The organism is Streptomyces sp. B15 (genome assembly GCF_018070605.1).
GTDB classification, from domain to species: domain Bacteria; phylum Actinomycetota; class Actinomycetes; order Streptomycetales; family Streptomycetaceae; genus Streptomyces; species Streptomyces smyrnaeus.
On sequence record NZ_JAGPXJ010000052.1, the window covers coordinates 17,847 to 39,192 of the forward strand.

The following is a 21,346-nucleotide window of genomic DNA, read 5'->3' on the forward strand; positions in this document are numbered from 1 at the left end:
CGCGTTGCTGCTTCGGGGTGCGCTGCCGCTGCGCTGCGTGCTCCGGCGTCGCTCATACGGGTGCCGCCTCACTCGCGGCGTCCTGTTGCTCCTGCGGGGCGACGGGCCGCTGCCCCGGGAAGTAGGCGGGGGCCAGCACCCGGCGGCGGAGGGCGGGGCTGGCGTCGAGGGCGCGGTAGACCGTCCGGCGCAGCGCGGTCGCGGCGGGCGCGGTGAGGGTGAACATCCGCTCCTGCCGCAGCTGCAGGGCGCGTGAGCGGCCCACGTCCGGCTCCCGGCACCGTTGGAAGTGCTGCAGTGCCTCCGAAAGGGCACGGCCGTGCGCCCGCCGGTCGCGGCCGAGCGCCTCGGCGACCAGCGGTGCGAGCGTCACCGCGTCGGCCAGCGCGTGGTTGACGCCCTGGCCGAGGACGGGCGAGAGGGTGTGCGCGGCGTCGCCGATCAGCACGACGCCGGGCGCCGACCAGCGCGGCAGTTCGGTGGTGAAGATGTCCAGCAGCGCCGTCTCCGACCAGCTGCGCAAGCCGTCGCGGGCGGCCTCGGCGGCCTCGGGTGCCAACCGGCCGATGCGGGCGTGCAGCTGGCCGAGGCCGCCCGCGCGCAGCGCCCGCAGCCCGCCCTTGGGGATGTTGAGGCCCACCCGGACCGTGCCGTCCGTGCTGGGCAGGAACAGGCCGTGGCTGTCCCCGGCGATCCGCACCCGGTAGGCGCGCCGGTCCCATTCGGCGGGGAAGGGCAGCTTCAGCCACACCACATCGCGCTCCAGCGGCAGCTGCCGGGCGTGCTCCGCCAGCCCGCTCAGGCGGCGTACGGCGCTGTAGCGGCCGTCGGCGCCCACGGTCAGCGCCGCGCTCACCCGCACGGTGCCGGCCGGGGTGCTCGCCCGGACGCCGGTCACCGCGGGGCCCTCCACCAGCAGCCCCACCGCCGTGGCGGGCTCCAGCACGGTGCAGGTCCCCGGCAGCGGGCCGGCCGGCGCGGCGAGCGCCGCCAGCAGGATGGGCTGGGCGAGCTCCACCGGGTGCCGGTAGCGGTAGGGGAAGTCGGCGAACCGCACATCGAGCACACGGCGGCCCGCGTCCTCGATCTCCAGCCGGTCCACCCGGTGGGCCGCCTTCCGCAGCCGCTCCCAGACCCCGAGCCCGTCCAGCAGCCGCACCCCGTCGGGCGAGACCGACTCGCCCCGGAAGGCGGGGGCGCCGCCGCGGGCCGGGTCGCGCTTCTCCAGCAGGACGACGTCGCACCCCAGCCGGGTCAGCGCCAGCGCCAGGGCCCGGCCGCCGGGTCCACCGCCGACGACGCACACGTCCGCGCCCAGTTCCGTCCCCTCGCTCGCCTCACTCCGCACGGTCGCCCGCCTCCCCCGTCTCGTCCACCAGTGCCGCGATCAGTCCCGCGTCCAGCATCGTGGCCGCCGCCGTGTCTCTCGTATCGCCGAAGCCCGCGTCGAAGAGGGCGACGCTGACGGTGTAGGCCCGGTCCACCAGGCAGGTGTGGAACGCCCACTCCTCACCGGTGCCCGGCGCCCCGTCGGGCCGCAGCACCTGCACGTTGCGGTCCTGCGGGCTGAAGCCGAACTCGGTGAAGCGGAACCGCATGCCCTGGCCGATGGCCTTGCTGTACGCCTCCTTCAGCGTCCACAGCCGCACCAGCGCGGCGTTGCGCCGCTCTTCGGCGATCTGCGCCAGCGTGCGGCTCTCGTAGGGCGTACACACCTGGTTCTCGGTGCCCAGGCCCAGCATCGGGCGGTCCTTGGCCTCCGCGTCCACACCGATCCAGCCGCGCCGGGTGAGGCCGACCAGCAGCAGGTTCTCGGTGTGGCTGAGGCTGATGTCGATCTGGTCGAGGCCGCGCAGATAGGGGCGGCCACCGGGCTTGTACGCCAGTTCGACCGATTCGGGTGCGGCCTCGATGACGGCACAGGCCACATGTTTGAGCAGCAGCCGCGACGCCACGAAGCGGGAGCGGACCTGAGGGTGGGTCATCGCCTGGAAGCGGGCGTGGTCCCGGCCCAGCAGCGGGCGCAGCCGCGGGTCGTCCAGATCGTCGGGCAGCCACTCCTCCAGCCGCCCGTGCACGACGACGCTGCCGTGCCGCGCGACCGCCTCACGGACCCGCTCCCAGGGTCCCTCCGGTCCGCTCATCCGCACCGGCCGGGCGAACGCCTCCGCCGTCCGACCGTCCGTCGCGGGGCCCAAGGTGATCGCCATGCCAGCCCTCCAGGCGTGTGGCCACGCCGTCGAGTACGTCGGCCGCGCGGTGGCCCGGCGAGCCCACCGCGAGCCTGCCCGGCAGCTCCTGCCGGGCGGTCGGAGCGCGGGCGGTCATGCGCCCACCGCCACGGCCCAGATGTCGCGCAGGCTGCGCGCCTGGAGCACGGCGTCCACCGGCACCGGACGGCCCAGTTCCTGCTCCAGCAGCGCGATCAGCCGCAACAGGTGCACGGAGTCCCACTCGGCCAGCTCGGTCAGCTCCGCCGCGGCGTCGGCGGGTGCGAGCGTCGTGCCCAAGTGCGTGTTGGCGAGTTCGATCAGTTCTTCGACGGTGCGCATGCCGTCACCTCCCCCTCCTCCCGGGCCTGCTGTTCCTGCTCCCGGGTCAGCCGCAGCTCCAGCCGGATGTGCCCGGGGACCGGCTGGAGCTGCCGCAGCGGGTGCCGGAAGCGGACCTCGGCCGTGCCGGGGTCCGGTCCGCCGAGGGTCGTGAAGCCGTGCGCGGGGCACAGCGTCCGCAGGGCCGCGTTGGCCCAGGTGGGGCGCCAGCCGGCGTGTACGGCGGTCAGCCCGGCGCTCCGCGCCGCCCGCAGCAGCCCGTTGATCACGGCCTCCTCGATACCGCGGCCCAGCACCCGGCAGCTGAGCACCAGGTTGTCCACCCACAGCCGGCCGGCTTCCGTGCGGGCGAAGACGGCCCCGACCACCCCGTCGTCGCCGAACCGGTCGGCCGCGCGTACCGCCAGCACCACAGCGCCGGGTGCGGCAGCGCGCTGGCGCACCTGTTCGGTGCTCAGCCGCTCCCCGGTCAGGTTGAACCTGTTGGTGCGCAGACTGAGCTGGGCCAGCCTGGCCAGCTCGTGGTCCTCGGCGGGCGAGACGTCCACCCGCAGGGCCAGACCGGCCAGGAAGGCGCGGTAGTCGCTCGAACCGGCCTCGGAACGCTCCCGCGCCGCCCGCCGGGCATAGCGGACCGGGCGGAGCCGGTCCTCGTCGGTGAGCGTCGGGGTGTCGAACCAGCCGTCCGCGAGCAGCCGTTCGGGGTGCAGCGCCGGCTCACCGTCCAGCGGGACCACGGCGGCACCGGGCACACCAGCGCGCACGCTCTCCCGCTCGAAGGCCGTGTCGTCGGCGAAGACGACCGCCTCCGGGGCGATGCCAAGCCGCTCCGCGATGGTGTGCACGCCCTCCGCCTTGGAGCCCCAGTCGGCGACGACGGTCACGAAGTCGGCGGCTCCCAGCGGGAACTCGGGGTGTTCGGCCAGCGCCCGGGTGACGGCCTCCGGGTCGTTCTTGCTGCAGACGGCGAGCAGCACGCCCTGCGAGGCGAGCTGTTTGACGGTGCGCTGGAAGGTGCCGAAGGCCGCGCCGCGCAGGGACCCGGAAGCGGTGACGCCCTCAGGCCCGTCCTCGGCGAGCACGCCGTCCCACAGGGTGCCGTCCAGGTCGAGCACCAGGCACTTCTTGGCGGCTCCGCGCAGGCCGCGGATCAGGTGGGCGGCCTCATGGGCGTAGCCGGCCAGCAGCTCGGCGGTGCAGTGCGCGTCGGCGTAGGCGCCGAGCCGTGGCTCGTCCGCGCGCACACCCGCACTGGTGACCGGCTCGAGGTCCAGGACGGCCAGCCCGGCGCAGGGGCGGGCCATGTACAGCAGGTCTGCGTTGAACTGCCGCCACAGCCCGCCGAGTTCCGCACGCTGGGCAAGTGAGGTGAGCTGGTGGGTGAAGCGGCGCAGCAGCGGCACGGTGTTGAGTACCAGGGTCGCGCCGGGCGGCGCATGGGCGCCGTGCGCCTCGGCCAGTTCGCCGAGCACCTTGCGCTGCCGCTCGGCCGCGACGCTCACCTCGATCGGCTGCCAGGGCGCGGCGACCTTGTCCCAGACGGTGAGCGGATCCAGCACACACAGCGTGATGTCGGGCGCGTGGGCGTAGAGCGGGGAGCGCGGGTCGGCCAGCTCGCCGAGGTAGGCCCCGGTACCGCACACCAGGGTGCGCGGCAGTATCCCGTGCCGCGCCAGCTGACCGGTGAGCGCCGGCACCACGTCGCCCACCGTGCCCCGCCCCGTGACGGCGATCCGGACGGTGGGGGTGTCCGGGTGGTGGCGCAGCACCTCCTCCGGGTCGAGCGGTGCCAGGACACGGCCCGCGAAGTCGAGTTCATCCGCGTCCGCACCGGCCAGCAGCTCCCGCACGGCCGGGTAGGCGGCGGCGAGCCGGCCCCGGGCGTGCAGCGTGCGCAGCGACGGAGCCGGCTCCCGGTCGAGGGGCCGTTCCGGCGCGACGTCCCGGTCACGCATCAGGTGCCTCCTGCGGTGCCTCGACGGTGAAGCCGGCCCGGATCCACTTGCTGGACTCGACGGCCAGGGCCAGGGCCCGCTGGGTAGGGGCGAGGCGCGGCAGCAGGCGGTCGAGCTGGAAGAAGACCAGCGCGTTGCCGTTGTTGCCGGTCTCCGCGACACAGGAGACCTGCTCCCACTCGAATCCCTGGCCCAGCTCGCTCGTGATCCGCTCGGTCATCCGGCCGCTGAGCTGCGGGGGCAGCAGGTAGTCGACCGTCTCGGGCCGCCAGCCCGCGGCGGTGAGCAGTGCGTCGAGCAGCTGGCGGGCCAGCACCGGGACCCGGTGTTCGACGGCCTTGTAGTCCTCGGTCACCGCCGGGCGCCGGCCGTCGCCGGAGCGCAGATCGGCTGCGCCGAACCACTCGACGCGCTGCCCCGGCGGCACCCCGAACCCGGCCGCCCGGTGCTCCAGGTGGGTGAGGACGGCCCGGGTCCCGTCGCGGGGCGCGCCGCTGACGACGGCCGCGCCCGCGCCGTCGCCGAACAGCACATAGTTGACGAGGGCGCCGGGCGGCAGCTCATGGAAGTCCTCGCCGAGGTCCAGATGTTTGCTGCACACGTCGCCACCGACCACCAGGCCCAGCCCGGACGGGCTGACGGCCAGCAGGGCGCGAGCCACCGCGAACGCCTGTACGGCACCGCTGCAGCCGGACTGGAGCTGGTAGGCGGCGGCGTCCTCGATGCCGAGCCGGTCGGCCAGCAGTGCGGCGGTGGTCGGCATCAGCGCGTCCGGGGTGGCGGTCGCCAGCACGATGAAGGCGACCTCGGAGGGTTCGACTCCGGCGTCGGCCAGCGCCCGGTCCGCCGCATCGGTGCACAGGTCCTCCAGCGTCCAGCGCACCCGGCCGCTGTCCAGATCGACGGCGAAGTGCCGGGTCCTGGTGCCGATGAACGTCTCCACCCACGCGGAGGGGAGGCCGAGGCGGTGGGCGAGCCGGTCGTTGCCGACCGGCTCGCCGGGCAACGCGGTCCCCGTGCCCAGCACGTGCACGGGCGGCGCGCCCGCCGCGCGGGCCATCACACGGCCGCCGGTGTCAGCAGGCCGCACACGTAGGCGGCGAGGGAGCCGATGCTCACCAGGCTGGAGAGCATCTCGGGCAGCGAGAGCTCACCCAGCTCGGGGAAACGTTCCTCCAGCCGGTGTTTGAGCTCCATCAGCATCACGGAGTCGAAGCCCAGGTCGTCGTAGAAGCGCAGCTCCTCGTCGAGTTCGCCCGGCGTGCTGTCGATGATCTCGGCCACCACGGCGCGGACGCCCGCGTGGACGTGCGCGGTGTGGTCCGGCGGGGCGGCGGGCGATTCGGCCGGCGGCGGGAGTGTACGGCGCTCACCGGCACCCCCGTGGCCGTTGCCGGTTCCGTTGCCGTTGCCGTTGCCGTTGCCGTGGGCGGTCCGGGGGCCGTCGGCGTGGGCCGCGCCGTGCCCGTTCCCGTTCCCGTGCCCGTTCCCGTTGCCGTTCCCGTTGCCGGTGGTGGTGGCCGGGGTCTCGTACGGCGCCGAGGGCGGCTGTCGCCAGGAGCGCCAGCGGGTGGCGAAGACGTGCGGAGGCATACGTACGGTCCGCCGGTCGGTGTCGGCGTAGAGCCGCTCCCACTCCGGATCGAGCCCGTCCTGGTACAGGCGGGCCACCACCTCGGCGAGCTGCCGCGGGCCCGAGTCGGCGTCGCGGCACGGGGCCAGTGCGGGGATGCCGCGTGCCGCGGTGATCCGGCGCAGCAGTCCGGTCAGCACCGGCTTGGGGCCGATCTCCACGATGTGGGTGGGCGGTTCGGCGCACAGCGAGCCGACGGCCTCCTCGAACAGCACGGTCGCCGGTATCTGTCCGGTCCAGTACGCGGCGTCCGGCGCGGCCTGTTCGGGCAGCGGCCCGCCGTGCACCGTGGAGTGGAACGGGATACGTGGCGGCGCCCCGCGCACGCCGTCGGCCGCCTCGGCGAAGGCCTCCAGCATCGGCTCCATCAGCGGGGAGTGGAAGGCGTGCGAGACCGTCAGCGGGGTGCAGCGGAAGCCGCCGCGCTCCAGCTGTTCCCGGAGCCGTGCCAGCCCCGCCAGATCGCCGGAGAGCACGGTGGCGCCGGGGGCGTTGACGGCGGCGACCGCGCACAGCGGCTCGTCGGCCACCAGCGTCCGCACCTCCCGGGCGCGGGCCCGGGTGGCGAGCATGCCGCCTCCCTCGGGCAGCGCCTCCATCAGCGCGCCCCGCTTCGCCACCAGCCGGGCGGCCTCGGCCAGTTCCAGTCCCCCGGCGATCACCGCGGCGGCGAACTCGCCGATGCTGTGCCCGATCACCGCGCAGGGCCGCAGCCCCAGCTCCGTCAGGGTCCTGGCCAGCGCGTACTCGATGGCGAAGAGCGCGGGCTGGGTGACACCCGTGCGGTGCACTCGCGCGCTGCCGTCGAGGATCAGCTCGTGCACCGGCTCCCCGGTCCAGGGGCGCAGCGCGGCGGACGCGTCCTGGAGGAAGCCGCGGTACAGCGGCGAGCCCGTATACAGCGCTGCCGTCATTCCCGGGTACTGGGCGCCCTGCCCGGTGAACGCGAAGGCCACCGAGGGCTCCTCGGTGGCCGCGACCGGTTCCGGCATCGTGTCGGCCGCCGTGTGCAGCGCCTCGGCCAGCTCCCGCGGGGTGCCGGTCACCGTCGCGAAGCGGCACGGCTGCGCGGAGCGCACCCGGTTGCTCGTACGGCACAGCGCCGCCAGGTCCCGCTCGGGCGTGGCGTCGGCCGCCGCCACCTGCGCACGGAGGTTGTCGCGCAGCGCCTCGGAGGTGTCGGCGGAGAGGGTGAACACACCGGGCGCGGCCTTCTGCCCGGCTGCGGGGCAGGAGCGCGGTGCCGGGCCCAGCACCAGGTGTGCGTTGGTGCCGCCCATTCCGAAGCTGGAGACACCGACCCGGCACCCCGGGCCCTCGGCGGCCAACTGAAGCGGCTCGGTCAGCAGCTCCATCCGCCGCTTGGCCAGCCCGAGTTGGCCGTTCTCGGCACCCGGCGGCGGCCCGGGCGGCACGGTGCCGTGGTGCATCGCCAGCACCATCTTCACCAGCCCCGCCATACCGGCGGCGCCCTCCGTGTGGCCGACGGCGGCCTTGACGGAGCCGAGCGCGAGCGGCGCCTGTCGCGGGCCCTGCCGCGCGCCCAGCGCGTCGTCGAGGGCCAGGACCTCGATGAGATCGCCGAGCGCGGTGCCGGTGCCGTGGGCCTCCACATAGCGGATCTGCTCGGGTTCGGCACCCGCGCGCACCCGGGCGGCGGTGACCACCTCCCGCTGCGCGGCACGGTGCGGCGCCATGATGCCGTTGCTGCGCCCGTCCTGGTTGACGGCGCTGCCGTGGATGACGGCGTACACCGGGTCGCCGTGCCGCACCGCCTCGTCCAGCATGCGCAGCGCCACCACGCCCACACCCTCGCCGCGCCCGATCCCGTCGGCCTCGGCGGCGAACGGCTTGCACCGCCCGTCGGCCGCCGCGAGCCCGGCCTGCTGGTAGATCCGGTCGAGCGCCGTACCGATGACGATGTTGACGCCGCAGGCCAGCGCCAGGTCGCACTCGTCGGTCAGCAGCGCGTTGCAGGCCAGGTGCACGGCCACCAGCGAGGAGGAGCAGGCGGTGTCCACGGTGAGGCTGGGGCCGCGCAGATCGAGCTGGTAGGCGAGCCGGTTGGCGAGCATGGAGCGCCCGCTGCCGGTGCCGGTGCGCGGGGTGATGCCGGCCGGGTCGGCCAGCGAGAGCCGCGCCCAGTCGTCGGACATCGCGCCGACGTAGGTTCCGGTGCGGCTGCCGGCCAGCTCGGACGGCGGCACCCCGCAGTCCTCGACGGCCCGCCAGGCGCACTGCAGCAGCAGCCGCTGCTGCGGATCCATGGCGCCCGCCTCGGCGGTGGAGATGCCGAGGAAGCCCGGGTCGAAGGCGTCGGCGTCGGCGAGGAACGCGCCGGTGGCCCCGGCGCGGAAGCGGGTCGGTGGTGGGGCGCCGACGGTGTGCTCGGTGCCGTTCAGCAGCCGCCAGTACGCGGCCGGATCGGGTGCCCCGGGAAAGGCGCAGTCCAGGCCGACGACGGCGACGGCACGCGAACCGGGCATCGGATCCGGGGCGGCTGCGGTGTCGGTGCGCGGCATCGTCACACCTCCGCAGGTCCGGCCGGGCCCGGACGGCCGCCGCTGTGCGCGTACGCGCCGGCGAGGCAGCGGGCCAGCGCCTCGACGGTGGGGTGGTCCCAGGCGACCGTGGGCTCCAGGTAGAGCGCGAACTCGTCCTCGATGTCGCCGTAGAGGCTCAGCGCGGCGACGGAATCCAGGCCGTACTCCGCGAACGGCGTGCGGGGGTCGATGTCCTCGGCGGACCGGCCCAGGAACTCCGCCAGCCGGGCGGTCAGCCACCGCGCGAACTCGCGCTCCCCCAACTGCTCGGGGAGCGCCGCCCGGGCCTGGGTGCGGCTGCCCGGTGGGCGGGTCCCTGACGGATCCGGGGCCGGGGCCCCGGTCGGTTGCGGCACCATGGCATGCTCCTCGCCTTGCTCGTCCTGGCGCTCAGCCGGCGAGCGGGGTGTCGTACAGGTCGTAGCTGCGGGCCTCGTGGTACCGCGTGAGCACCTCGTCCAGCAGGTGTTCCTCCCAGCCGGCGGGCAGCTTGGGCAGCGGGCGGCCGAGCCGTTTGGCGAGCCGGGTGAGGGCGACGGTCGGCCACACCGGAGAGGCGAGGAAGTCCGTCGAGGCGGCGTGCGGACCGGTCTGCCCGCCCGCGTCCTGGCCGGTGCCCTGGTTGCGCCACACGCCCAGGCAGGCCGCCGCCGCCAGCAGCAGCGCGTAGCGGTCCGCGCCCGCGTAGGCGCGCGGGCTGGCCAGTACCGTGCGGTCCTTGGCGGGCATGGCGGCGCACTCCTCCTGCAGCCCGCGCAGCTCCGCCTCCACCTCCCCGGCCAGCGCCACCAGCGCCTCGCCGTATGCGCCGGTGCGGGCTCCGGGGCCGGTCCGGCTGTCGTCAGCCAGCTCGTCGGCGGCCCCCGCCAGCGAGCACGCCAGTCCGTCCGCCGTGGCCACCAGCTCCAGCCGCGCGGGGTCCAGCGGCGGCAGCGGGTCGCGGATCCGGAACAGCCCGTCGGGGGCGGGCGGGCCCGTGAACCACGCGGCGCGGGCCAGCCGCGGCAGCTGCGGGATGATCGTCGCCTGGCAGGCCGCGGTGCCCGCGTGCCCGAGGCTGATCATCGGCAGGTCCCGTACGTGCTTCTGGAAGGCGCCGTACTCGCCGCCGCGCACATAGAAGTTGGCACCCAGTACGACGGACAGGTCGTAGGTGGTCTCCGTCAGCAGCTTGGGCAGCAGGTACTTGACGGCCGCCGCGTACACGCTCGTCTCGGCGGGCAGCAGATGCACGGCACGGGTGGCGGCCAGCGCCAGACAGTCGCAGATCAGCAGATCGATGAAGGCGCCGACGAGTGTGGCGCGGGCGTGCGGGATCTCCAGCACCGAGCGGTTGTACAGCTGCCGGTTCAGCGCGAAGCTCACGGCGGTTCGCAGCGCGGTGTCGCCCCCGCCCAGGATCATCGACGGTACGACGCTGCGGGTGATCTGGAAGGAGCGCAGCGCCAGTTCCACACCGTCGCCCAGTTCGCCGACGAGTGCGTCACCGGCCACCGGGCAGTCGGTGAACTCGACGCCCGCGTTCTGGCAGCCGCGCACCCCGACGGTCGCATAGCGCGGCAGATAGCGCAGCCGGCCCGCGGGGAGCCGGTCCTTCTCCACCAGCAGCACCGAGTGGCTGCGGCTGCCCGCCGCCTCGTCGGTACGGCTGAAGAGGACGAGCGCCTCGGCACGGACGACGTTGTTGATGACCTGTTTGACACCGTCGAGCCGGAAGCCGCCGTCGGCGGTGGGGGTGGCGCGGAACTCGTTGCGTACGAAGTCGTTGCCGTGCGCCAGCTCGTGGTACGCGATGGCCAGCCGGCCGCCGCTCAGCAGCAGTTCGGCCACCCGGCGCCGCTGCTCGCGGGTCCCGGCCGCCCATACCGCGACGGCGGCGAGGAAGGAGGTGGCGCCGTAGCCCAGCCCCAGACTGGCGTCCCTGCGGAAGACGGCGCGCAGCACCCGGCCCATGGTGTCGACCCGCTCCAGTCTGCCGCCCCACTCGCGGGGCACGAACTCGGCATTCAGCTGGAAGTCGGTCAGCACGTCCTCCGCCTCGGCGAGCAGTTCGCCGCGCTCGTCGGCGGCCAGCAGCGCGGTGATGCCCAGCGGGTTGTCCGGGTCGGCCGGGTCGCCGAAGCGGCGCTCCAGGTCGGCGATCCGGTACTGGATGCGGAGCTCTTCTTCGGCACCGGTGCCCCCGGTGCCCTCGGTCGGCGTCAGCATGGCGGTCCCTCCGCTGTGCGGCACGGGAGCAAGGAGAACAGCTCCCCCGCCGCGTACTGTGCGGCCATCCGTTCCAGCAGCCGCTCGTACAGCGGCTCCCGCGCCTCCTCCTCCACCCCCCAGGGCCGCGGCAGCGGCCCGGTACTGCCGGGTACAGCCTCCTCCAGACCGCTCGAGAGCCGGTCCAGCACCGCATGGAGCCACAGCGGCGACACGGCCCCTCCCGCTGCGTTGTACCGCCACAGCCCCAGCGCACAGGCCGCGGCGAAGCAGGCGCTGTAGCCGCGCGCCAGATCGAAGCTCTCCACGGGCGCCCCGCCGGGCAGCAGCCGGGCCGCGCCCATCCGCGCGTGCAGCTCGCGGCAGGCCACCGTGAGGGTGTCGGCCGCGCGGGCCGCGGGGAGCAGCCGCACGTCCTCGGCAGCCGCCCGCTCCAGGGCCGCCGCACTCGCCGGCAGGGACGCCATCAGCGCGCTGCCGTGCCGGGCCAGCAGAGTCAGCCGGTCGGGCCGCAGATCCGGCAGCGGGCGGGTGAGGGAGAAGGTGTCGGTCTCCCAGCCGGCCGCGCCGTCCGGTGCCGCGAACCGGCGCGCCAGTGTGCGGAACTGGGCGATGAGCGCGTAGAGGTTCACCATCGTGTTGCCGTCGAAGATGCCCACGATGCGGTGGTCGCGCTCCAGCTTCTGGAAGCGTCCGTGCGCGTGGTGGTCGCTGAGGAAGGCGCGGGCCCCCAGCACCCCGCGCAGCCGCAGCAGCGTCCGGTCCACCATGGTGGGCACCAGGTACTTGGCGATGGCGGAGGTGACGCTCAGCTCGCCCGGCAGCGTGTGGATGCTGCGCGCCGCGACCGTGCTGAGCGCCTCGGCTGCCAGCAGATCGGCGTAGCACTCGGACAGCGTCCGCCGCACCTGCGGCAGCTCCAGCATCCGGCGCCCGTACAGCTCCCGTTCGGCGGCGAACCCGTGGGCGAGCCGCAGCCCGTGGTCGGCGGCGCCCAGGGAGAGGGCCGTACACAGCGAGCGGGTGATCTGCAGCGCCTTCAGCACGGTTTCGGGGCCCTCGCCCTCCCGGCCCACCAGTCGGTCGCGGCCCACCGGTGCCCCCTGGAAGGCGATGCCGCTGATGTCGGCGCCGCGAATGCCCAAGGTGGGCACCTTGGGCAGGGTGCGGTACGTACCGGGCGGCAGCTCCGCCTTGTCGACGAGCAGCAGACTGAAGCCGCGCGGGCCGCCCTCGGGCGCCGTGCGGGCCAGCAGGCAGACGAGGCGGCCACGGGTGGCGTTGTTGATGAGCCACTTCTCGCCGGTGATGCGGTAGCCGTCCGGTACCCGCTCGGCGACGACCTCGCCGGCCATCAGGTCGCTGCCGTGCGCCCGTTCGGTCAGCCCCAGCGAGACGGGCTCCCCGGCGCGCACCAGATCGGCCAGCCGCGCCGCGCCCGCGCCCTGTTCGGCGACCCAGATGCACACGGCGCCCAGGAAGGTCTTCCCGTGCCCCACAGCGGTCGTCAGGTCCCGCCGGGCGAGGGTGCGCACCAGCTCCAGCAACTGCGGCAGCCCGGTGAGCGTGCCGCCGTACTGGGCGGGCACGTAGTAGTGCTGGACGCCGAGTTCGTCGAGCGCGGCGCAGGCGGCCGAGGGGAACCGCTCGGCGGCGTCCTCGCGGGCGGCGGTGGCGTAGCCGAGCGGACCCGCGTCGTCGTCGGGATCACCGAGCCAGGCGTCCAGGCGTTCGGCAAGCGACCAGCGTGCCGTCGGCGCTGCGGCCGGCCCGGACGCCGCACGCGCCCCGGCCGCCTCCGGACCGCGCTGCGGGGCACGCCGTCCGCGCAGCACCGTCATCCTCGCTCCTGAGCGCCACGGCGGCTGCCGGCGCGCGCGTCGGCCCCGGCCTCGACGAGCTTGCGCACCTCGGGCGCGACCACCTCGTGCAAGGGCTGGATCTGGCCTTCCAGGAACATCTGCCGCATCGCGCGGCGCTGCAGCTTGCCGCTGGTGGTCCTGCGTACGGTGCCGGGTCGCACCAGCAGCACGTTCTCGGCTGCGACCTCGAACTCCCGGGCCACGCACTGCTGCACGTCCGCCGCCAGTGACGCCAGCTGCGTGTCGTAGTTGCGGCTGGTGCGCACCTCCTGGACGACGACCACATGGTCGCGGTCCGACTCCACCGAGAACGCCGCGCTGGAGCCGAACAGCGCGCTCACCTGCTGCACGCTTCGCTCGATGTCCTGCGGGTACAGATTGCGCCCGGCGACGATCATGATGTCCTTGAGCCGTCCGGTGACGAACAGCTCCCCGCCGTCCAGCACCCCCAGGTCCCCGGTGCGCAGGAAACCGTCGGTGCCGTCGGCCATGGTGGCGCAGAAGGACTGCGCGTTGTCCAGCGGCCGGTTCCAGTAGCCGTGCGCCACGCTGTCCCCGCGTACCCACACCTCGCCGACCCGGCCGTGCGGCAGTCGCGCATGGCTCTCCGGGTCCACGATCCGCACCTCGCAGCCGCGCGGGATGCCGGAGCTGACCAGCGTGCGGCTCGGTCTGCCCGGCCTCGCCTCCCCCACGGTGTGCCGCTCCAGCTCGGCGGCGTCGACGGTGCGCTCCAGCGCCGGCGCTCCCGGGGTCCCGCCGGAGACCAGCAGGGTGGCTTCGGCCAGCCCGTAGCAGGGGTAGAACGCCGAGCGGCGGAACCCGGCGGGGGCGAACCGCTCGGCGAACGCGTCCATCGTCTCCGCACGCACCGGCTCGGCGCCGTTGACGGCCGTCGTCCAGCGGGAGAGGTCGAGTCCGGCCAGCTGCTCGTCGGTGACGCGGCGCACGCACAGGTCGTAGCCGAGGTTGGGGCCGCCGCCCGTGGTGATGCCGTAGGCGTCGATCATGCGCAGCCAGCTGACCGGGCGCTTGACGAAGCTGATCGGTGGCATCAGCACGCCCCTGCCACCGAGCCACAGCGGGTGCAGCAGATGACCCGCCAGTCCCATGTCGTGGTGGAACGGCAGCCAGCCGCCGACCACCGAGTCCGCCGTCGTCCGCATTCCCTGCCGGACCGCCTCCTGGTTGGCGAGCATGTTGTGGTGCGTCACCATGACGCCCTTGGGCTCGCTGACCGACCCGGAGGTGTACTGAAGGTAGGCCACATCGGCCGGATAGAGCCCCGGCTCGTGCCACTCCGGCTCACCGTCGTTGACCGCCGTACGGTCGGTCGCCAGGCAGACGACCTCGGAGTGGCCGATGGTGGCCAGCAGTTGGGAGACGGCGGAGGCGTTCGCACAGTCCGTCATCACATAGCTGACGGCGGCGTCCTTGATGATGTTCGCGACGCGCTCCACGTTCTGCCGGGCGCCGCTGGGCGGCGGCGCCGGAACAGCCACGGCACCGGCGAACAGGCAGCCCAGGAAGCTGGTGACGAACTGCGCCCCGTCGGTGTGCAGGATCAGTACCCGCTGTCCGTGACAGCCGCGCTCCTGGAGCCAGGCGGCCAGGCGCAAGGAGCGCGCCCCCAGGTCGCCGTAGCTGAGGGAGTCGGCGTCGAGCCGGCCGTCGCGGCCCACCCGGACGAACTGGTAGGCGGTCGCGTCGGGCCGCTCGTGGATTCTCCGCAGTGCGAGTTCCATGAAGTTCCTGGGCACAGCCATCATCGCCCCCATAGCCCCGTTGGCGACCCGCCCGACGGGCGGGCCGTTGCAGACGACCGCGAACGCGTCATCTATGGCCAGAGCTTGACTCGAAGCTCTCGAGCTCCCCTTTATTCACCGTGGACCGCCCCGGATCGTCCTCCGTCACATTGAAGTGCGGCACCACCCAGAGCAGTCCGTAGGTGGAAAGCGCCCTCCACACCACCGCCAACGCCTTGCGCCACACAGTGCCCTCCCGGGGTAGCCGACTGGGCCCCCAGCGTGAGCGGCCCCACTCGCGGACCGCTCTAGAGCACCGGCTGCCCGCCGAGACGCAGGGCCGCGTCGATCAGCGGGACATGGCTGAAGGCCTGGGGGAAGTTGCCGACCAGCCGCTGCCGCTCCGTGTCCCACTCCTCGGCGAGGAGACCCACGTCGTTGCGGAGGGCCAGCAGACGCTCGAACAGCCGACGGCCCTCCGCGGGGCGCCCGATGAGGGCGAGATCGTGCGCCAGCCAGAAGGAGCAGGCGAGGAAGACACCCTCCCCACCCGGCAGCCCGTCCCCGGTGGGGAGCCGAGTGCCGCCGAAGAGGCCGTCCCCGCCGGAGAGGCCGCCCACCTCGTCGGCGACGGGATAGCGCCGTACGAACCCGTCCTCGCACAGCTCCCGCTGCACCGCCTCCACCGTGCCGATGACGCGCGGGTCGTCCGGCGGCAGAAAACCCACCTGCGGTATCAGCAACAGTGACGCGTCCAGTTCCCGGGAACCGTAGGACTGTGTGAAGGTGTTGCGATCCGCGTCGTACCCCTTGGCACACACCTCTCGGTGCACCTCGTCCCGCAGGGCGCGCCACCGGGAGACCGGGCCGTCCAGGCCCGGCCGCGACAGCCGCCGCACCGTACGGTCGGCGGCCACCCACGTCATCACCTTGGAGTGGGTGAAGTGCCGGCGCGGCCCCCGGACCTCCCAGATGCCCTCGTCCGGCTCCTGCCAGTTGGACTCCAGATGGTTCATCAGCTTCATCTGGAGGATGTGGGTGCTGTCGTCGCGGACGTCGGGCGTCAGCCCGGAGGTCTGGCCGAGCCACAGCGCGTCCACGACTTCCCCGTACACGTCCAGCTGCAGCTGATCGGCGGCCCCGTTGCCGATCCGCACCGGCCGCGAACCCTCGTACCCGGGCAGCCAGCCCAGTTCCGACTCGGCCAGCTCCCGCTCACCGGCGACCCCGTACATGATCTGGAGATTCTGCGCGTCTCCGGCCACCGCCCGCAGCAGCCACTCGCGCCAGCGCCGGGCCTCCTCCCGGTACCCGGTGCGCAGCAGCGCGCCCAGTGTGATCGCGGCGTCCCGCAGCCAGGTGTAGCGGTAGTCCCAGTTGCGTACCCCGCCGAGCTCCTCGGGCAGCGATGTGGTGGGCGCGGCGACGATGCCGCCCGTAGGCGCGTAGGTGAGGGCCTTGAGGGTGATCAGGGAACGGACGACGGCCTCCCGCCAGCGCCCGGTGTAGCTGCACTGAGCGATCCAGTCGGCCCAGAACCGCTCGGTGTCGCACAGCAGTCGGTGCGCGTCGGGCCGCGGCGGCGCGGCCAGGTGCGAGGGCTGCCAGCTGAGGGCGAGCGTCACCCGCCGGCCCGCGGTGACGGTGAAGTCGGCGTGCGTGGTCAGGTCGCTGCCGTACGTCTCGGCCTCGGTGTCCAGCCACAGCGAGTCGGGCCCCGCGACGGCGACGGTGCGGTCGGCGAGCCCACCCGCGCACCGCCCGCCCTCCCGCCGCACCCATGGCACCACCCGGCCGTAGCTGAACCGCATCCGCAGCGCCGAACTCATCCGCACCCGCCCGGTCACACCCTCCACGATCCGCACCAGACACGGCGCTGCGTGCCTGCGCGGCGGCATGAAGTCGATGACCCGTACGGTGCCCTCGGGCGTGTCCCACTCGGACTCCAGAACGAGCGAGTCCCCCCGGTACCGGCGCCGCGCCGTCGCCGTCCGCCCCGGACCGCGGGCAGCCGGAGCCAGTCGCCAGAACCCGTGGTCGTCGGTGCCCAGGAGACCCGCGAAGACGGCCGGCGAGTCGAAGCGCGGCAGACACAGCCAGTCCACAGAGCCGTCCCTGGCGACCAACGCGGCCGTCTGCATGTCCCCGATCAGCGCGTAGTCCTCGATCAGCGTCGCCACCCGGCCTCCCCGAAACCGCCGTAGGGCCCACCACGGCTTCGACCAGCACAAGTGCCGCCCATGGAGCCTCGCTAGAAGCCCGCTGGTGCGGGCCGGCGGGGGGCGGGATTGCGGGGGCGATCAGCCGGAGAGCCGACAGCCTCAGCGCAGGCCCAGACAGGGGAGCCAGGTCCGACTGCCCCCCGTCGCGGTCAGCATGGCGGCAAGCGCGCCGGTTCCCCCCGACAGCAGTCCGTACCGCTCATCGGCGAGCGTGGCCAACTCCTCCTCGTGCGAGGCCAGGTGAGCCAGCAGCCGGGCCCGTAGCCCGGTGGCGGCGGGCAGCCGGCCGTGCCGGTGCAGCGCGTCGGCGACCAGCAGTACGCCCCCGGCCCCATGGCACAGGCCGAGCCGATCGCCGATGTGGTCACCGAAGAGGTGGTAGCCCTCATGGAAGCCCTCGGCCAGCGAGGTGAAGGCCGACGCCGCCCAGGCAGCGGCCACCCCGTCCCCCAGCACGTCCGCCGCCTCCCACATCGCCCAGGAGACGCCGGGGGTGCCGTAGCACCAGCCTTGGCGCGCGTTGGCGCCGGGCAGCCGAGGAGCACCGTCGGATCCGCAGCCGTTCCAGGTGCGGATGTCCCGCGCGTCGTCGAAGGACTCACCGGCCAGCCAGTGGCAGGTGTGACTGAGCGCGGCGGTCAGTTCGGGGCGCGGACCCAGCCGCCGTACGGCCGCGCCGAGTGCGGCGGTGACTCCCGCGACGCCGTGCCCCATACCGGTGTTGATGCGCCCGTCCACCCAGCCCAGCAGCGGGCGACCGGGGTAGCGGGTGCGCAGCCCGGCCAGTTGCAGGTCGTCGCAGAGGGCGGCGAGATGCTCGGCGTACGCGGACAGCCCGGCCTCGACGGGACCGCCTCCGCTGCCGCGCCCACTCGCGACACCCGGTCCGCCTCCATCCGGTCGCTGTCCACCGGGCCCGGGTCCGTACGGGCCGGGTCCGTCCTGGCCGGGTCCGTACGGGCCGCCGTCGCCGCCCGATGCGCCTCCCTTCGTCGTACAGCCCTGGGCCAGCCCCTTCCCGAAACCCTTCGGGGCGCGCCTGGTGTCGTCGATTCCGTCCGCCGTGCTGCGGGTGTCGGCCACCGCGCCGCGTGCGCCACCCGCACCCGGCAGGTCCGCGGTCAGCGCGAGCAGCACACCGGAGGGGCCGAGCATCAGGTCGTAGTCGGGGAAGGTGACGGCCCCGTACCGCACCCGGCCGCTGACGGAACGGTCCAACAGCCGGTCCCGCAGCCGGTCGGCGACCGGATGCAGCGCGGGATGCAGTACGGCGCACTGCCGCAGCCCCACCAGCGTCCCGGCGAGCCCGCCGTCGTACAGCCCACGGTGACCGGGGCCGCGCCCCGCCCTGCGGGCCCACACAGCGGCGGCGCGGCCGGCGACCGTCGCCGCCTCGGCGTCCCCGGCCGCCGCCACCAGCCGCGCCAGCACCGGAATCCCGGGGTCACCGGGGTACTCGGGCGGGGACCCGTGCGGGTCGTCGGAGGGCGTACCCGGGGAGGGGTCGGAGAAGGTTTCGGGGGACACGTCGGGCGGGCGCTGCACCGCGGCCCGTCTGGCACGGTCGGTCCACCGGTCGAGCGCGGTCAGGGCGAGGCGCAGAGCCACCGTCCGGGTTCCGTTCTCGGTGAGAGCCGGCTGGTACATGGTCCGCCCTCCCTTTCTTGCTCTCTTGTCTTCCTCTTATCGGGGGTGTGGCGTCCGCCCCGGCTCCGTGCCGCCACCGGAGGCAAGCGGTACGCCGGGGAGGCTGATCGCTGCCCCGCGCCAGACGGCGGCAGCACGTTCGGCGAGTTCTTCGGCTGTACGGTCGTGCGGCAGCCGGAGCAGCAACTGGGCTGCCACGCCCCGCCGTTCCGCGGTGTTCGGCGCGGGCAGCGCCTCCTCGAACAACAGATCCGTGCCGGGCTCGGCCTGACACAACCGCTCCAGCGCTTGGAGCGCCGGCAACGCGGCGAGATCCACAGGCAGCGGCTTGGCGCCCGGACGCGTACGGGCATATCCGAACCGGGGCAGCCCGGTCGACCGCCGCAGCCCGGCGAGCGCCGCCACCTTCACGGGTTCGGGATCCGCCGGCCGCCACAGCGCCGCGCGCGGCACCCGCCACTGCGCGGGGCTCACGACGAGCAGTCCACCGACCGTCAGCCGCGGCACCCGCGCCGCTTCGGGGAAAGCCCCGGCGAGCCCGTCCAGCCGCACCATCCGCACGGTGGCCGGATGTCCAGTGGCGGTCAGCAACCGCAGCAGCCTGTCGTACGGCGGCGCGGGGAGGCGGGTGGCATGGTGCACGGGGAGAATTCGCACGCCGTCGGCCTCCGCCACGAGGGCGCGGCCTTCGGCGGTGTCCGTGACGCGCAGGGTGACGCTGTCGAGAGGCAGATGCCGGACAGGCGGGAGCGGCGTGGGCCTGCTGTGCCGGTCGGCGGCACCAGGAACGCTCTCCCGCGAGCGCCCGTAGTAGAGCGGCGTGTTGGGATCGCCTGTGCACCAGCTCGTGGTGATCGGACGGCGTACGGCGTTGGCCGCCGCCTCGGCCAGCGGTGGCACCAGAAGCTCCACGAACCGCACCCCGGTACGACGCTCGAACGCGGCGAGGAAGTCCCGGTGCGCGACGGGGTTCGGATATCCGCCGTACGGCTCGTGCAGTTCGCCCAGCGCTTCGGCGAAACGCGCGTCCAGCACCCCGGCCGGCGACGCGGACTCCAGCACCGCCGACGCTCCGCACACGGCAGGAGCGGGAGCCGTCGGCCGCAGCAGGCAATCGACGGGCCAGGCCTCCAGCAGCGGCGACACCCGGGGCGTTCCCAGCCCGTCCAGCAGTGTGGCGTCCAGGTCGACGCACTCCGCGTCCAGCCGCGCACCGATGTGCGCCACCAGCCGGGCGTACCCGGAACCGGGCGTACGCACCGGCCGCCACCCCTCGTAGCGGGCCCGCGGCACAGGTTTCGCCGCTGCCGCGTCGTACTCGTGATGGTGCGCGTCCAGCAGCCGTACGACGGAGACGGGTTCGGCACCGAGCGAGGCCGCCTCCGCCAGTTCCTCCCACCCGCTGCCTTCCTGACCCCCGTCCGCCGCGCACAGGGCCGCGACCCGCCGCGCCAACGCCAGCCCCTCGGCCACGGCGGCCACCCCCTGGCCGCCGACCAGCGGGCGCGTCGCCTTCCCCCGGGCGCCGGGCGCCGCCGACGGCCCGAGCGTGCGGTAGGAATCGAGGAACGAGCCCCGCGCGCCACGCGCCGCAGCGCCAGTGCCCTCGCCGGGGCTGCCGAGTGGCAGGTGCTCGCCCGTAGCCGGTGGCGGTGTCCAGGAGAGGCGGCGGACCTCGGGCACGGCGCAGATCTGCAGAACCCCCAGACAGTGCAGATGCGAGAGGAAAGCGCGCAGCACCGGACGGGACGACGGCGGCCCCAGGCCCGCCTCCAGCGCACCCACGGTGCGGGGCGTCGAACCGAGGAGTTCCAGGACGGCTTCCAGCACCGGAGTGCGGCGCAGCGTGAGGCGCCGCAGCCGCCCGCCGCCTTCCGGCCGTGGATCGACGACGCAGAAGTGCAGTCCGCCCGTACCGGGTACGCCCGTGGCGTGGTACAGCGGAGCGGGCGCCAGCAGCGTCTGCGGGCCGACGGCGGACAGATCCAGCTCGCGCAGCCGGGACCACAACAGATGCACATTCTCCGTCCGCCGCGCGGCGACATCACCCCCGACCGGTCGTGGCTGCGGCAGCAGTGGCCCGTCGTCGGCCACGGCGCACACGGGAAGAGCCGCCAGTTGACCGGCCCAGCCGCGCGGAGTGGTCTTCGCCACGGTCCGCCCCAGCGCGCGCCACAGATAGCCGACGCCCTTGCGCTGCCGCTTGTCCTGCCAGGACACGCCCGCCGCAGCACGCCGCTCCAGGTCCGCCACGGCACGTGGCGCGGCGTCCTCGACGAGACCGCGCAGCGCGGGATCGGTACGCGCCAGCTCCAGCAGCGCCAGGCTCACCCGCTCCCGCTCGGCGGCGACCGCGCGTTCGAACGCGCCGAACGAGGCCCGGAGCACCCCGGCGTCGTCGCCGAGCTCCCGCAGCTCCCGTGCGAGGTGCGGATCGAGCACAGCGACGGCCCCGGCGGCGGTCTCCGGGGCGTCCGGGGCCTGCGGGGTGTCCCGGGCCTGCGGGGTGTCCGGGGCCTGCGGGGCTTCCGATGCGGTTTCCCGGGCTTTCGGGGCGTCCGATGCTGATTCCGGGGCAGTTTCCGCGGTTTCCGGAATGGTTGCTCCGGTTACTCCTGTTGCTCCGGTTGCGGCGGTTGCGGCGGTTGCGGGAGCCACGTCCAGGAGGTCACCCGCGTGCAGGCGGCGACGCAGCGCCAGCACCGCACGTCGGCCGGCCGTCGTCAGCCGGTCGTCGGGCACGATCTCGTTCCCGAGCCGCACGCTCAACGCTCGGGCCCGCGAAGCAGTCCGCGCCTGCCGCTCGGCCAGTTCGTCGGCCCGGCCGAACACTTCAGGACTCCCCGCTCCGCACCAGGCGTCGACCGGCACCCCTGCGAGCCGCAGCAGGGCCGCCGACCCGAGCGGTATCCCCACGCCGCAGGGGCCCGGAGAGCCGAGAAGGGCGGGGGAGCCGAGACCTTCCGACGGTGCGCGGGG

13 protein-coding genes are annotated in these 21,346 nt (G+C 74.2%); all 13 read right to left on the minus strand.

The window, feature by feature from the left end; translation table 11 throughout:
* Positions 1-52: 52 nt before the first annotated feature.
* On the minus strand, positions 53-1,348 hold the full coding sequence (locus tag KBY19_RS22390; RefSeq protein ID WP_210966546.1) for an FAD-dependent monooxygenase: 1,296 nt from the start codon (positions 1,346-1,348) through the stop codon (positions 53-55).
* The gene (locus KBY19_RS22395; protein WP_099879672.1) at positions 1,338-2,210 is read right to left on the minus strand and encodes a 4'-phosphopantetheinyl transferase superfamily protein; all 873 of its coding nucleotides are present in this window, start codon (positions 2,208-2,210) and stop codon (positions 1,338-1,340) included. Before KBY19_RS22395 ends, KBY19_RS22390 begins: the two co-directional genes overlap by 11 nt.
* Positions 2,211-2,324: 114 nt before the next feature.
* The gene (locus KBY19_RS22400; protein WP_210966547.1) at positions 2,325-2,552 is read right to left on the minus strand and encodes an acyl carrier protein; all 228 of its coding nucleotides are present in this window, start codon (positions 2,550-2,552) and stop codon (positions 2,325-2,327) included.
* Positions 2,531-4,507 carry an HAD family hydrolase gene (locus tag KBY19_RS22405; protein WP_210966548.1) on the minus strand — a complete coding sequence of 659 codons (1,977 nt, stop codon included), beginning with the start codon at positions 4,505-4,507 and terminating at the stop codon, positions 2,531-2,533. The genes KBY19_RS22400 and KBY19_RS22405 overlap by 22 nt, the downstream gene beginning before the upstream one ends.
* Entirely contained in the window at positions 4,500-5,567 is a 1,068-nt protein-coding gene (locus tag KBY19_RS22410; RefSeq protein ID WP_185019352.1) for a 3-oxoacyl-ACP synthase III family protein, read from the minus strand. The genes KBY19_RS22405 and KBY19_RS22410 overlap by 8 nt, the downstream gene beginning before the upstream one ends.
* Positions 5,567-8,662: a type I polyketide synthase gene (locus tag KBY19_RS22415; protein WP_210966549.1), complete on the minus strand. Its 3,096-nt coding sequence runs from the start codon at positions 8,660-8,662 to the stop codon at positions 5,567-5,569. Before KBY19_RS22415 ends, KBY19_RS22410 begins: the two co-directional genes overlap by 1 nt.
* Before the next feature lie 2 nt (positions 8,663-8,664).
* Complete coding sequence (locus tag KBY19_RS22420) at positions 8,665-9,042, minus strand: acyl carrier protein (protein ID WP_210966550.1); 378 nt, start codon at positions 9,040-9,042, stop codon at positions 8,665-8,667.
* Positions 9,043-9,073: 31 nt separating this feature from the next.
* Positions 9,074-10,891 carry an acyl-CoA dehydrogenase family protein gene (locus tag KBY19_RS22425; RefSeq protein WP_185016572.1) on the minus strand — a complete coding sequence of 606 codons (1,818 nt, stop codon included), beginning with the start codon at positions 10,889-10,891 and terminating at the stop codon, positions 9,074-9,076.
* Complete coding sequence (locus tag KBY19_RS22430; protein WP_210966551.1) at positions 10,885-12,732, minus strand: acyl-CoA dehydrogenase family protein; 1,848 nt, start codon at positions 12,730-12,732, stop codon at positions 10,885-10,887. The genes KBY19_RS22425 and KBY19_RS22430 overlap by 7 nt, the downstream gene beginning before the upstream one ends.
* Positions 12,729-14,498, minus strand: a complete 1,770-nt coding sequence (locus tag KBY19_RS22435; protein ID WP_247691286.1) for a fatty acyl-AMP ligase — start codon at positions 14,496-14,498, stop codon at positions 12,729-12,731. The genes KBY19_RS22430 and KBY19_RS22435 overlap by 4 nt, the downstream gene beginning before the upstream one ends.
* Before the next feature lie 308 nt (positions 14,499-14,806).
* Positions 14,807-16,678, minus strand: a complete 1,872-nt coding sequence (locus KBY19_RS22440; RefSeq protein ID WP_210966553.1) for a glycoside hydrolase family 15 protein — start codon at positions 16,676-16,678, stop codon at positions 14,807-14,809.
* 141 nt (positions 16,679-16,819) lie between these two features.
* Entirely contained in the window at positions 16,820-18,367 is a 1,548-nt protein-coding gene (locus KBY19_RS22445; protein ID WP_247691287.1) for a lanthionine synthetase LanC family protein, read from the minus strand.
* A gap of 36 nt (positions 18,368-18,403) precedes the next feature.
* Positions 18,404-21,283 (minus strand): lantibiotic dehydratase, encoded by a 2,880-nt coding sequence (locus tag KBY19_RS37565; protein ID WP_210966554.1) that lies wholly within the window; start codon positions 21,281-21,283, stop codon positions 18,404-18,406.
* Positions 21,284-21,346 lie beyond the last annotated feature (63 nt).